The 13,246-nt window shown below is 70.5% G+C and carries 14 protein-coding genes; 9 read left to right on the plus strand and 5 right to left on the minus strand.

Annotation, left to right across the window (positions count from 1 at the left end; all coding sequences use genetic code 11):
• The first annotated feature begins 102 nt into the window (after positions 1-102).
• The 6 genes from ABZ552_RS00140 to mnhG are packed head-to-tail and all read left to right on the plus strand — an operon-like array spanning position 103 to position 6,133.
• Positions 103-3,009 (plus strand): Na+/H+ antiporter subunit A, encoded by a 2,907-nt coding sequence (locus tag ABZ552_RS00140; protein ID WP_357434987.1) that lies wholly within the window; start codon positions 103-105, stop codon positions 3,007-3,009.
• Positions 3,006-3,383 carry a Na(+)/H(+) antiporter subunit C gene (locus tag ABZ552_RS00145; RefSeq protein ID WP_357434988.1) on the plus strand — a complete coding sequence of 126 codons (378 nt, stop codon included), beginning with the start codon at positions 3,006-3,008 and terminating at the stop codon, positions 3,381-3,383. Before ABZ552_RS00140 ends, ABZ552_RS00145 begins: the two co-directional genes overlap by 4 nt.
• Positions 3,380-4,972, plus strand: coding sequence for a Na+/H+ antiporter subunit D (locus tag ABZ552_RS00150; protein WP_357434990.1), 1,593 nt, complete (start codon positions 3,380-3,382; stop codon positions 4,970-4,972). Before ABZ552_RS00145 ends, ABZ552_RS00150 begins: the two co-directional genes overlap by 4 nt.
• A complete protein-coding gene (locus ABZ552_RS00155) occupies positions 4,969-5,544 on the plus strand; it encodes a Na+/H+ antiporter subunit E (protein WP_357434992.1) in 576 nt (191 codons plus the stop codon). Before ABZ552_RS00150 ends, ABZ552_RS00155 begins: the two co-directional genes overlap by 4 nt.
• The gene (locus tag ABZ552_RS00160; protein ID WP_281876013.1) at positions 5,541-5,801 is read left to right on the plus strand and encodes a monovalent cation/H+ antiporter complex subunit F; all 261 of its coding nucleotides are present in this window, start codon (positions 5,541-5,543) and stop codon (positions 5,799-5,801) included. Before ABZ552_RS00155 ends, ABZ552_RS00160 begins: the two co-directional genes overlap by 4 nt.
• Positions 5,798-6,133: a monovalent cation/H(+) antiporter subunit G gene (gene mnhG / locus ABZ552_RS00165; RefSeq protein WP_281876015.1), complete on the plus strand. Its 336-nt coding sequence runs from the start codon at positions 5,798-5,800 to the stop codon at positions 6,131-6,133. Before ABZ552_RS00160 ends, mnhG begins: the two co-directional genes overlap by 4 nt.
• Before the next feature lie 13 nt (positions 6,134-6,146).
• Here the strand turns inward: mnhG and ABZ552_RS00170 are convergent, their stop codons facing one another.
• From ABZ552_RS00170 to ABZ552_RS00190, 5 genes are all read right to left on the minus strand, one after another.
• Positions 6,147-7,505: a DUF5933 domain-containing protein gene (locus tag ABZ552_RS00170; protein WP_357434994.1), complete on the minus strand. Its 1,359-nt coding sequence runs from the start codon at positions 7,503-7,505 to the stop codon at positions 6,147-6,149.
• 76 nt (positions 7,506-7,581) lie between these two features.
• Entirely contained in the window at positions 7,582-8,727 is a 1,146-nt protein-coding gene (locus ABZ552_RS00175; RefSeq protein ID WP_281876019.1) for a glutamate--cysteine ligase, read from the minus strand.
• Positions 8,728-8,739: 12 nt separating this feature from the next.
• On the minus strand, positions 8,740-9,423 hold the full coding sequence (locus tag ABZ552_RS00180; protein WP_281876021.1) for a superoxide dismutase family protein: 684 nt from the start codon (positions 9,421-9,423) through the stop codon (positions 8,740-8,742).
• Positions 9,424-9,584: 161 nt separating this feature from the next.
• Positions 9,585-10,145, minus strand: a complete 561-nt coding sequence (locus ABZ552_RS00185; protein ID WP_281876023.1) for a LytR C-terminal domain-containing protein — start codon at positions 10,143-10,145, stop codon at positions 9,585-9,587.
• A gap of 48 nt (positions 10,146-10,193) precedes the next feature.
• Complete coding sequence (locus tag ABZ552_RS00190; protein WP_281876024.1) at positions 10,194-10,547, minus strand: DUF3263 domain-containing protein; 354 nt, start codon at positions 10,545-10,547, stop codon at positions 10,194-10,196.
• Positions 10,548-10,718: 171 nt separating this feature from the next.
• Between ABZ552_RS00190 and ABZ552_RS00195 the strand changes: the two genes are divergently transcribed.
• From ABZ552_RS00195 to ABZ552_RS00205, 3 genes are read left to right on the plus strand one after another with little or no spacing between them, the layout of a single operon-like run.
• Positions 10,719-11,309 (plus strand): peptide deformylase, encoded by a 591-nt coding sequence (locus ABZ552_RS00195; protein WP_281876026.1) that lies wholly within the window; start codon positions 10,719-10,721, stop codon positions 11,307-11,309.
• Entirely contained in the window at positions 11,299-12,306 is a 1,008-nt protein-coding gene (locus tag ABZ552_RS00200; protein ID WP_357434997.1) for a GNAT family N-acetyltransferase, read from the plus strand. Before ABZ552_RS00195 ends, ABZ552_RS00200 begins: the two co-directional genes overlap by 11 nt.
• A 32-nt stretch (positions 12,307-12,338) precedes the next feature.
• Positions 12,339-13,169 (plus strand): exodeoxyribonuclease III, encoded by an 831-nt coding sequence (locus ABZ552_RS00205; protein ID WP_281876029.1) that lies wholly within the window; start codon positions 12,339-12,341, stop codon positions 13,167-13,169.
• The last annotated feature ends 77 nt before the right edge of the window (positions 13,170-13,246 follow it).

A 13,246-nucleotide genomic window follows, 5' to 3' on the forward strand; every position in this document is an offset into this window, starting at 1 on the left:
CGCGCGGATGGCGTACGCCATACGCGCCCCTTCCGCGAGAAAGGCACCCTTTCCGTAGGCTTGTCCCGAACACCCCGCCGCCCCTACTCGACGGAGTGAAGTTTGCTCGTAATCCTGCTCGTCCATGCCGCGGCCGCCTTGCTGGCTCCGCTGTGTGTGCGGGCACTGGGGCGCAACGCTTTCTACCTGCTGGCCGCGATCCCGCTCGGCGGCCTGGGGTGGGTCCTCGCGAATTGGTCCGAGCCACAGCGTGTCCGGCTGGCCTGGGCGCCGAGCATCGCACTGAATATCGAACTGCGTTTCGACACGCTCGCGGCCGTCCTGTGCGCGCTCGTGCTCGGCATCGGAGCGCTGGTTCTGGTCTACTGCGGCAGGTATTTCGACAACGACGAGCCACGGCTCGGGGTGTTCGCCGCCGAGCTGGTCGGCTTCGCCGGGGCCATGTTCGGGCTGGTCACCAGCGACAACATGGTGCTGCTCTATGTGTTCTGGGAAGCGACGACAGTGCTGTCGTTCCTGCTCATCGGGCACAACGCCGAGCAGGCGGCCAGTCGAAGGTCCGCGATTCAAGCCCTGCTGGTGACCGGGGCGGGCGGATTGGCGATGCTGGCCGGCATCGTCGTGCTCGGCACCGCGAGCGGCAGCTATCTGCTCTCGGATCTGCTGTCCGGGGCGCATCCACCGAACGGGCTCGCGATCGACGTCGCGGTGGCGCTGTTACTGGTCGGCGCGCTCACCAAGTCAGCCGTGGTGCCTTTGCATTTCTGGCTGCCCGGCGCGATGGCCGCGCCGACGCCGGTGAGCGCGTACCTGCACGCGGCGGCGATGGTGAAGGCGGGTGTGTACTTGGTCGCCCGCCTGGCGCCGGTGTTCGCGCAGAATCCGGTGTGGCACCCGCTCGTGCTCACCCTCGGCCTGGCTTCGATGCTGCTGGCCGGGCTGCGGGCGCTACAGGTCGTGGACCTGAAGCTGGTGCTGGCCTTCGGCACGGTGAGCCAGCTGGGGTTCCTGATCGTGCTCGTCGGCATCGGCACTCCCGGCGCCGCGCTGGCCGGGGTGTCGTTGATCGTCGCGCACGCGCTGTTCAAGGCGTGCCTGTTCCTGGTGGTCGGGATCATCGATCACGGTGCGGGCACGCGGGATCTACGCCGGTTGTCCGGTCTCGGCCGCCGGGCTCCCGTGCTGTGCGCCACCGCGGTGCTCGCCGCGCTCAGCATGGCGGGGATCCCGCCGCTGCTCGGCTTCGTCGGCAAGGAGAGCGCGCTGAGCGCCGTGCTGGACGCCGACGTGCTCACCGCCCCCGCACGCAGCGCGGTATTCGCCGGCGTGGTGCTCGGTTCGATGCTGACCGTCGGCTACAGCATCCGATTCGTCTGGGGCGCCTTCGCCGACAAGCGCGGTGCGCCGGAGCCGGCCCCCGGCACCACCACCGTCGCTCACCACCCGAGCGAAGTACCGGTCGCCGAGGACCAGCCGGAAGGCGCGGACCATTGCCGCTGGCACCCGCCGGGCGCGCTGTTCCTGGCGTCACCGGCGCTCCTCGCCGTCGCGAGTCTCGTCGCCGGTCTCGCGCCGTCGTGGCTGGACGCCCGGTTGCGTCCCTACGCCGGAACGCTGACCGGCCCCGCGCCCGAGCATCTGGCGCTGTGGCACGGATTCACCCCCGCATTGGCGACGACGCTGCTGATCGTCGCCGTAGGTGTCGCGCTGTACCGGCTGCGCACCCGCTTCGTCGAATCGGCGCACCCGCGCCTGGGCAACGCCGACCGCGCCTACGACGCCACGCTGCGCGCGATGGACACCCTCTCGCTGCGAATGACCGGCGCCGTACAGCGCGGGTCGCTGCCGCTGAGTCAGGCCGCGATCCTGGTCACGCTGATCGTCCTGCCGACCGCCCTGCTCGCCGTCGGCACCCGCACCGGCGTGACGCTGCGGTGGTGGGATTCGCCCCTGCAAGCGGCCATCGGCGCGATCATGGTGGTGACCGCGCTCGCCGCGACGGTGCTGCGCAACCGATTGGCGAGCGTGCTGGTCGTCGGCGTGACCGGTTACGGCAGTGGCGTGATCTTCGCGCTGCACGGCGCGCCCGACCTCGCGCTGACCCAATTCCTGGTGGAGACGCTGACGCTGGTGATCTTCGTTCTGGTCCTGCGCGCCTTTCCCGCGCGGATCGAGGCCAGCCGCGCGACCGCGTTCAAGTTCCGCAGGGCGATGCTGGCCGCGGGGACCGGAGCGGTGGTCGCGGTTCTGGCCGGTTTCGCCGTCGCCGCCCGCACCGCCGAACCCATCTGGCCCCGGATTCCCGACGCGGCTTACGAATTCGGCGGCGGGAAGAACGCCGTGAACGTCCTGCTGGTCGACCTACGGGCCTGGGACACCCTCGGTGAGATCTCGGTGCTCGTCGTCGCCGCCACCGGCGTCGCGTCCTTGGTGTTCCGCAGCAGGCGTTTCGGCAGCGCGCCGCGCGCGGCGGACTCCCCCGACTACGACCCGGAACTGGTGAGCTGGCTGCCCGCGGGCCGGTTGGTCGACCGGGCCGAACGGTCGATGGTCCTGCAGATCACCACCCGGCTGGTGTTCCCGACCATCATGCTGCTGTCGGTCTACTTCTTCTTCTCCGGGCACAACGCGCCGGGCGGCGGGTTCGCGGGCGGGCTCACCGCGGGGCTCGCGCTGACCCTGCGGTATCTCGCGGGCGGGCGCTACGAACTGGGCGAGGCGCTGCCCGTCGACGCGGGGCATGTCCTCGGTGCGGGCCTCACCTTGGCAGCGGGCACCGCGGTCTCCTCGCTGCTGCTGGGCGCGCCGCCGCTGTCCTCGGCGATCATCGAGGTTTCGCTGCCGGTGGTCGGCCACGTCAAGGTGGTCACCGCGCTGCTGTTCGATCTCGGCGTCTATCTGATCGTGGTCGGCCTGGTGCTGGACGTGCTGCGCAGTCTCGGCGCGCGGCTGGACAGCGAGCTGGCCGACGCCGAGCCCCCGGCGAGGAAAGGCGGTTCCCGCGCATGACCGCGAATCTGACCCTGCTGATCGTGATCGGCGTCCTGGTCGCGTGCGGGGTGTATCTGATCCTGGAACGCGCCGTGTCGAAGATGCTGCTCGGGTTGATCCTGTTCGGCAACGCGGTGAACCTGCTGATCCTCACCGCGGGCGGCGGCGACGGCGCGGCGCCCATCCGGGGGGCGGCCGCCACCACGGAGATGGCCGACCCGCTCGCTCAGGCGATGGTGCTCACCGCCATCGTGATCACCATGGGCATCGCGGCCTTCGTGCTCGCGCTGGCCTACCGCGCCTACATGCTCACCACCAGCGACGACGTCGCCAACGACGAAGAGGACGCGGAGGTCGCCCGGCGGCGGGCCGGAGAGGACCCGGAGACGTGAGCCTGTCCCCCGGCCTGCTGCCGGTCCTCGCGCCGCTGCCGGTGCTCGTTCCGCTGCTCGGCGCCGCGGCCACGCTCGTCTTCGGCCGCAGGCCCCGCATCCAGAGCGTGGTCATCGTCGGGGCGCTCACCGGTGTGGTGGTGATCTGCGGGCTGCTGCTGTTCCTGGCCGACCGGGACGGCACCACCGCGTTGCAGGTCGGCGATTGGGCGGCGCCGATCGGCATCACGCTGGTGGTGGACCGGCTCTCGGCGGCGATGCTGCTCGTCTCGTCCATCGTGCTGCTGTCGGTCGCCCTCTACGGCGCGGGCCAGAACATTCGCGACGGCGACGAGCGGCAGCCCACCTCCATCTACCGGCCGACGTATCTGGTGCTGACCGCGGGTGTTTCGGCCGCTTTCCTGGCCGGTGACCTGTTCAACCTGTTCGTGGGTTTCGAGATCCTGCTCGCCGCGTCGTTCGTGCTCCTCACGGTGGGCGCGACCACCGAACGCATCCGCGCGGGCGTGGCCTACGTGATGGTGTCGATGGTCTCCTCGCTGATCTTCCTCACCGGCATCGGGCTCACCTACGCGGCCACCGGAACGCTGAATCTCGCCCAGCTCGCGGCGCGGTTCGGCGCGGTGCCGGAGGGCACCCGCACGGCGATCTTCGGAGTGCTGCTGGTGGCGTTCGGCATCAAGGCCGCCGTCTTCCCGCTGTCGAACTGGCTGCCCGACTCCTATCCGACCGCCCCGGCCCCGGTCACCGCCGTGTTCGCCGGCCTGCTCACCAAAGTCGGTGTGTACGCGATCATCCGCACGCACTCGCTGCTGTTCCCCACGGGCGGCTTCGACGCGATCCTGCTGACGTGCGGGCTGCTGACCATGCTCGTGGGCATCCTCGGCGCCATCGCGCAGAGCGACATCCGCCGCCTGCTGTCGTTCACCCTGGTCAGCCACATCGGTTACATGGTGTTCGGGGTGGGCTTGGCCACCGCGTCGGGGCTGGCGGGCGCGGTCTTCTACGTGGCGCACCACATCCTGGTGCAGACCGCGCTGTTCCTGGTGGCGGGGCTGATCGAGCGGCAGGCCGGCTCGACCTCGCTGCGCAGGCTGGGCGGGCTCGCCGCGGCCAGTCCGCTGCTGGCGGTGCTGTTCCTCATTCCCGCGCTGAATCTCGGCGGGATACCCCCGTTCTCCGGGTTCATCGGCAAGGTCGCGCTCTTGCAGGCGGGCGCCGAACGCGGCAGCGTGCTGGCCTGGGTGCTGGTCGGGGGCGCGGTGCTCACCAGCCTGCTCACCCTCTACGCGGTCGCCCGGGTATGGAGCAAGGCGTTCTGGCGGCCCCGCGCGGACGCCCCCGAGGGTCATCTCACCGCGGCGAAGCCGCCGACGCTGATCGAGGAGGCGACCGACGTGCACTACGACGAGCGCACCGATCCCGGCCGGATGCCGCCGCTGATGGTGTTGTCCACCGCGGCGCTCGTGGCGGTCGGGCTGTGCCTGACGGTGCTGGCCGGTCCGATCCTGACGATCGCCGACCGAGCCGCGGCCGACCTGCGCGACCCCGGCGTGTACATCGGTGCGGTGCTGGGTGGTTCGCGATGAGCGTCGAGCAGACCGGGCGCGGCCGCGGACACGAGGCGGTCGTCCGGGTCGGCGTCCTCGTGTGGCTCACCGTGGTCTGGCTCGCCCTGTGGGGCGATCTGAGCGTCGCGAACCTGCTGGGCGGGCTGGTGGTCGCCGCCCTGATCATGGTGGCGTTGCCGCTGCCACGCGTTCCGGTGTCGGGTCGGCTGAACCCGCTGCCGCTGCTCGAACTGGTCGTGGTGAGCGCCTATTACGCGCTGGAGTCGAGCCTCCAGGTCGCCTGGTTCGCGATCCGGCCCGCTCCCACCCCGGTGTCCGGAGTGCTGCGGGTGTACGCCCGCACGCGGTCGGATCTGGTGCTGGTGCTCTGGACCGATGTGCTCAACCTGATCCCCGGCACGATGGTGCTGGAGATCGACCGCAGGCGCTGCGTCATCTACGTCCACGTCCTGGACGTGGGCAGCGACGCGGCCGTGGACAAGTTCTTCCGGATCACCCGGCGGCTGGAACGCCTGCTGATCGAAGCCTTCGAACGCCCGACCGGATGGCCGTACTCCCGGCCGCCCGCACCCCCGGAGGTGGCGGAGTGACCGTCGTCGCCGTGCTCGCCGCCGTCGTCCTGACGGCGGCCGGGCTGCTGACCACCTATCGCGTCGTCCTGGGGCCGAGCACGTTGGACCGGGTCGTCGCCCTCGACTCGCTGATGGCAATCGCGGCTTCGGGACTGGCCGTGTGGGCGGCCTACAGCGCCGACACCACCGTGGTGCCCGCGATCGTCGCGCTGGCGCTGGTCGGATTCCTCGGTTCGGCCGCCGTGTCCCGATTCCGGGTACGGGACGACAAATGAACCTTTGGCACGTGCTCGCCGGCTCCCTGATCCTGCTCGGCTCTGCGCTGGCGCTGACCGCCGCGCTCGGCATCGTCCGCTTCCCGGACACGCTGACCCGGATGCACGCGGCCACCAAACCGCAGGTCACCGGGTTGATCCTGGTGCTCGCCGGTGCCGCGATCCAGCTGCGCGGGCACGGCGGTGTCTGGGCGCTGGCGCTGGTGGGGCTGTTCACCCTGCTCACCGCCCCGGTGATCGCCCACCTCATCGGCCGCACCGCCTACCGCGAGCAGCGCCACCGGGACGGCCTGTTGCGCGTCAACGAGATGCGCGACGACGACGTCGACTAGCCGCGTGCCGGACTCAGCGCGCGGCGGGCTCGACCTCCCGTTCGGCCCGCAGCGGCGGCCGCGCGGCCGCGAACCAGGTCGCGTGGAACGCCGCCGCCAGTCCGGCCAGCAGCCCTAGCACGACGGTGCCAGCGAGTACCGGGTACTCGGCCATCGGCACGGCGAGGTAGCGGTAGGACAGCAGCAACGCCGCCAGCACGACCGCCCCGGAGCCGACCAACCGGATCCGGAACCATCCCCAGCCGCGCTCCGGTTCGCGCAACGCCGATTCGACGGTGAGGCACAGCACCGCGCCCGCCACCAAGTCGACGCCGTAGTGGTAGCCGAAGCCGAGCGTGGCGGCGAGCGTGGCCAGCAGCCAGAACGCGCCGCCCCAGCGCAGCCAGCCCGGGGCGGGTTCGCCGTCGCTGTCGCGGCGGGTGTGCAGGAACACCGACAGCGCCCACGCGGTGTGCATCGAGGGCATGCAGTTGCGCGGAACCGCCGCGTCGAACGGCAGCGGCATCGGGTTCCGGTCGATCGGCGGCACCACCCCGGGCCAGTAGTTGCCCAGTTGCAGCCCGTTGCCGTCCGGCCCGAACGCGAACATCGGCCCCACCACCGGAAAGAGCACGTACACCAAGGGACCGATCAAGCCGAGCACCAGGAAGGTCCGCACCAGGTAGTGCGACGGCCACCGGCCCGACGACGTCACTCGGCGCAGCTGCCACACCGCGACGACGATCGCCGCCACGGGCAGCTCGATGTAGACCCAGTGCAGCACCGCGTAGACCACCGGTCCCATCGCGTCGACCGCCCGGCCGAGCACCCACGACGGATCGCCCAGCGCGTGATCGGCCAGGATCACGTACTCGTCGAGCACGGTCGGCCTGCCGATCACGGTGACGTGCAGCCAGACGTCGCCGACCTTGGTGGCCAGCACCAGCAGCGCGCCGAGCGCGGCCGCGTGCAGCGCGTCGCGCCGTTCGGCGCCGGACCAGCGCAGACAGGCCACCAGCGCCAGTCCGGTCAGCACGATCACCGGGCCGTTCCCGATCGCGAACGGCGCTCCCGCCACTAGGCGGACGCCCGCCCACACTACGTCGATGGCCGCCGCGACACCCACCACGACCAGCCTGCGGCGGGTCGAGATGCCCACCAGCGCGAGGACGAGCCCCGCCCAGGGCACCGACATCGATTTGGGTGTGCCGATGTAGTCCCGCCCCAAACTCTCCAGGGGGCCTTCGAATCCCTGCCAGAGGGCGACGCCCTGCAGCACGATCAGCAGAACCGGCACCGCGGCCACCGCGGCGACGACCCCTACCCGAGTTCGCGGCACGCGACGGCGCGATACCGCACTTCCTACTTCGGAACCCGGGTATTCGACAAGCATCCGACCATAGTAAACGGGGGGTGAACGCCGTCCCCCTGACCAGCTGAACAGCAGCCGACCGCTATCCGGCCGGACGCTACTGCTTCAGCTCCTCGACCAGCGCGTCCACCACCGCGACCAGATCGCCCTGCGACGCCGCCGCGACGCGGCGCTGCCGCTGATAGGACGCCCCGCGCTTGGGGATCTCGGCGACCAGCGCGAGTTCGTCCGCGCAGCCCAGGCGCGCCGCCGTCGGCTCCAACCGGTTCAGCAGATCGTCCAGGTCGTCGGTGACCAAACGCTCGTTGCTGTCGGCGTCGGTGATGATGATCGCGTCCAGCCCGTAACGGGCGGCGCGCCACTTGTTCTCCTGCACGTGCCACGGCGGCAGGGTGGGCAGGTCCTCGCCGTTCTCGACGCGGTGATCGAGGTCGACGATCAGGCAATGGATGAGGGCGGCCAGCGCCGCCAGTTCGGTGCGCGTGGAGATGCCGTCGCAGACCCGCACCTCGATGGTGCCCCACTTGGGCGCCGGGCGGATGTCCCAGTGCATGCCGCCCAGCTGCGTGAACACGCCCGTCTTGACCTCGTCGTGCACGAAATGCTCGAACTGGGTCCAGTTCTCGAACTGGAACGGCAGGCCCGCGGTCGGCAGCTGCTGGAACATCAGCGTCCGGTTGCTGGCATACCCGGTATCCGACCCGGACCACATCGGCGAACCCGCCGACAGCGCGAGCAGATGCGGATACGACAGCAGCAAGGAGTTGAGGATCGGAAACACCTTGTCGCGGTGGGAGACCCCGACGTGCACGTGCACACCCCAGATCATCATCTGGCGGCCCCACCACTGCGTGCGCTCGATCAACTCGTCGTAGTGCTCCGACCGGGTCAGTTGCTGGGCCGACCACTGCGCGAACGGATGGGTTCCCGCGCAGAACAAGTCGACGCCCAAGGGGTCGGCCGCGCGCCGCACCGTGTTCATGGTGCCGGTCAGGTCCTCCACCGCCGCGCCGACCGTCTCGTGCACACCGGTGACGAGTTCGACGGTATTACGCAGCAACTCCTTGGTGACCTGCGGCGTGCCGTCGTGGGCGCGCAGCTCACCGAGGGAATCGAACACCGCCGCAGCGGTATTCGACAGGTCGCGGGTCACCTTGTCCACCAAGGCGATCTCCCATTCGACCCCGATGGTGGGCCGGGGCGAACCTTCGAAGGGAACGTGCTCGATTCCTGCCCCGGCCATATGCCACCCGCGCTACTGGATCACGCCACAGGCGACACGGCCACCCGCGTCGCCCGTCGCTAGGGTCGACTCATCGGGACCCGCGACGCCGTCGGCGCGGGAATAACGGTTGGGGATGTTGCCGAAGTTGTCGGCGTCGGCGTGGATGATCAGGGCCTTGCCCTTGACGTCGTCCAGCGTCACCGCGTCGGTGGTGGTGACCAGCTTGGCCACGCCGTCGCCGCGCACCTCCAGCGAGGTCAGATCGCCGCTGGCCGGATGCGCGTTGGCGCTGCCGACCTGCAGATGGCCACCGGCGGACAAGAAGTCGCCCGCCGGGCCGCCGGTCGGCGCGACGGAGTTCGGCTCGCACTTGCCTACCTGGTGCACGTGCAGGCCGTGGAAGCCGGGACGCAGCCCGTGCGCCTCGACGGTGATCTGCAGGTGGTTGCCGTCCTTGGCGAAGTTCGCGGTGCCGACCGACGCGCCCGAGGGGTCCTTCAACTGCACGTTCACCCCCTCCTCGGTGTGCGGGGTGCCGTGCTCGGTGCTCGACCGACCGGCCGGGGCGGGGGACCCGGTCCACACCGGCGGGGTGGTTCCCTGGACGTCACTCGACTCCTGGCTGTTCGAGCAGGCGGCGAGGCCGAACACCGCGACCGCGAGCACCGGGGTCACAGTCCGCCAGGACGGGCGTCGAGTTGTGGACGGGGCCATCGGGGAACTCCTTTACGAGTACCGAGTTTACGAGTAAAGCTGGGTGGACACGTTCGTTACCGGACAAGATGATGCCACGCCGCGCTGCCGCGCCCCCGACAGGGCGGCGTGCCCTCACCTCACGTTCGCCGGTCCGAGCGTGCGAACAGCGACCACACGGGTCAGTTACCCGTGACGATCACCGTTACACCCGGACCGGTGTCCCCGATTGCGTCCGATTTGGGCGCCACCGCCGCGCCGAGATCGTCCGCGATGGCCTGCGCCGCTTCCTTGTCGCCAGCCGAATTGCCGTAGTAGACAGTGGTTTTCGCGATATTCGAGCCGGGGTAGTTGCCCGTTTCCGCGATGGTCCACCCGTCCGCCGCGAGCTGACCGGCCGTCTTGGCCGCGAGCCCGGCCACCATACTGTTGTTGAGCACGCGAACCGGGACCGAACGGGCCGCCGCGGACGTGGTCGGCGCGGCCGTGGTGGTCGGCGTCACCGCGGCGGACGAGGCCGCGGCCGAGGTCGGCGCCTTGGGCGCGGTGGTGCTCGCCGGGACCTGCGGCGCGGCGGTCGCGCTGGAGGTCGGCGAATCGCTGGTTCCCGAGGCGTCGGTGTCGGCGTCGGAACTCGACAGCGACATCGCGCCGAGACCGGCGAAGACGATGGCCAACGCGATCAGCACCATCGCCAGGGCGCGCAACGGTGGCCCACCGGAGGTGGGATTCGGGTAGCTCACCCTCGCGAGCCTAGTCGCACCGAGCGGGTCCGGGTCCGCATCGCCGGGTCAGACCTGGAATCCCAGCCGGCGCGCCGCACGCGCCTTCTGCCTGCTCGCGCGCAGCCTGCGCAGCCGCTTCACCAGCATCGGATCGGCGGCCAGCGCCTCGGGCCGGTCGACCACCGCGTTCAGCACCTGGTAGTACCGCGTCGGTGACATGGCGAACAGCTCGCGGATCGCCTCTTCCTTCGCGCCCGCGTACTTCCACCACTGGCGCTCGAAGGCCAGGATGTCGAGTTCGCGGCGGCTCAGTCCGGCGTCGTCGGCCTGTCCGGCCGCGGCGTGCCCCGTCGTGACCTCTTCGCTCGCGGAAAGGCCGTCCTGGCTCTCGGAAAGATTCCGTGCCGCTGCGCCGTCCATCTCGCTCCCTCGCCGAGTGACCACCAGACGAAAATGGTGCTTGTACGTCGCGGAACATTCAACCACGCGCGCCGGGAATCGCCCGGGCCGCGGCGCGGCGTGTTCCCTACCTGCCGGTAGTTCCCGGCACCCGGGGCGGGGTGACGTGGCGCGCACGGCAATAATTGGCGCATGGCAATCCTCCCGATCGTGATCGTCGGCGACCCGGTTCTGCACAACCCGACCGAGCGGGTCACGCAATCGCCGGAGGAATTGGCTCCGCTCATCGCGGACATGTACGAGACGCTCGAGGCGGCGCACGGCGTGGGCCTCGCGGCCAACCAAGTCGGCGTTCCGCTGCGCCTGTTCGTCTACGACTGCCCCGACCTGGGCGCGGACGGCGCCGCCACCCGCCGCCGCGGGGTGGTGGTCAACCCGGTGCTGGAGACCTCGGAGCTCCCGGAGACCATGCCCGACCCGGACGACGACGAGGAGGGTTGTCTGTCGGTTCCCGGCGAGCAGTTCCCCACCGGCCGCGCCGAGTGGGCGAAGGTGACCGGCACCGACGAGCGCGGCGAGCCGATCGAGGTGGAGGGCAAGGGCTTCTTCGCGCGCATGCTGCAGCACGAGGTCGGGCACCTGGACGGGTTCCTTTACGTGGACGTACTGATCGGCCGCAACGCGCGCGCCGCCAAGAAGGCGATCAAACGCAACGGCTGGGGCACACCGGGCCTGACCTGGCTGCCGGGCACCGATCCCGATCCGTTCGGGCATGACGACTGACCCCGCCGCCGGTCTGCCCGATATCCCGCTCGGCCGCCGCGTGGTGCTGCGCTATCAGCTGCCCGCGGGTTATCCCCAACCGCTGACCGACGTGATCGGCGAGCTCGTCTCCTTGGACCCGCCGACCGTGCGCGGCGCCGACGGCACGGTCGTCTCGGTGGCGCCGGAGCGCGTGGTCGCGCTGAAGGCCCTGGGCCCCAGGCCGATTCGCCCGAAGGAGATCCGCGCGCTGGAGGCCGCGGCCGCCTATGGCTGGCCGGGCGTCGAGCACGCGTGGATCGACGGCTGGCTGGCACGCGCGGGTCACGGATACACGGGGCGCGCGAATTCGGCTGTGCCGCTCGGCAGCTCGGACGGGCCCGCCGCCGTCTCCGCGGAGACGCTGCGCCGGATCGGCGAGTGGTACACCGCGCACGGCCTGCCCGTGCAGCTCGCGCTGCCCGATCGGCTGGCCCCCGTGCCGCCCGGCTGGCACAGCTGGCGGGAGACGCTGATGCTGGCCATCGATATCGACAATTTCGTTCTGCCGCAGGGCCCTTCGATGGTGCGGATCGCGCCCGCGCCGGACCACGACTGGCTGGGGATGCACCGCTACGGCGGCGAAGATCCTGCCGCTCGCCCGATTTCCGTTCCCGCGCCGGATCCCGAGGTGCTGACCGCGGTCCTGGACGGTGAACTGGGCTTCGCCTCGCTCGGCCTGCCGCGCCCCATCGCGATCGGCCGCGGCGCGCTCACCACCGCCCCGGACGGACGACGCTGGATCGGCCTCACCTGCGTGGCCGTCGCCGCCGCGCACCGCAGGCACGGGCTCGGTTCGCTGGTTTGCGCCGAGCTGGTGCGCTGGGGTCACGACCGCGGCGCGACGCACGCGTATCTCCAGGTGGAGGCGGCCAACGAGGCGGCCGTCGCGATGTACCGCGAACTGGGTTTCGTCGATCACCACGCCTACCGCTACGCCGCGCCCGAACCCCTCGCCGGGCCCGGCGGACTGCGGTAGAACAGACCTGTCACCCGCGAAGGAAGGCCGCAGTGCGTCTCGCCACCTGGAATGTCAACTCGATCCGCTCCCGGCTCGACCGTGTCGCGGACTGGCTCGATCGCCAGGACATCGACGTGCTGGCCATCCAGGAGACCAAGTGCCGTGACGACCAGTTCCCGTTCGAGCGCTTCGACGAGCTGGGCTACGAGGTCGCCCATCTGGGGATCAACCAGTGGAACGGGGTGGCGATCGTCTCCCGGGTCGGTCTCGCCGATGTCGAGTTCGCCTTCCCGGACCAGCCCGGTTTCGACAAGGACGCGGGCGAGTCGCTGATCAGCACGCCGGTCGTCGAGTCCCGCGCGATCGGCGCCACCTGCGGTGGCGTGCGGGTGTGGAGCCTGTACGTGCCCAACGGCCGCACCCTGGGCGACCCGCACTACGCCTACAAGCTGGAATGGCTGGCCGCGCTGCGGGACAACGGCGCGCGCTGGCTGGCCGAGGACCCGCAGGCCAAGATCGCGCTGGTGGGCGACTGGAACATCGCCCCGACCGACGACGATGTGTGGTCCGTGGAGTACTTCGCCGACAAGACGCACACGTCGCAGCCGGAACGCGCGGCCTTCCAGGCCGTCGTGGACGCCGGATACGCGGATGTCATGCGTCCGTTCGCGCCGGGACCGGGCGTTTACACCTATTGGGATTACACCCAGCTGCGCTTCCCGCGTAAAGAGGGGATGCGCATCGATTTCATCCTCGCTTCCCCCGCGCTCGCCGCCACCGTGACGGACGCCATGGTCGATCGTGAGGCGCGAAAGGGCAAGGGCGCCAGCGACCACGCTCCGGTGATCGCCGAATTCGCCGACGAACCCGGGCGCTCGTGACGCGCCCGGCACAGCCGCCTTTCCCGCGCCGCAGCAGCGGAAACCGGCCGGCCGGCGCCCGGCTCGGCGTGAACGGC

The sequence above is a fragment of the Nocardia sp. NPDC019219 genome (assembly GCF_040632645.1).
Classification (GTDB): Bacteria; Actinomycetota; Actinomycetes; order Mycobacteriales; family Mycobacteriaceae; genus Nocardia; species Nocardia sputorum.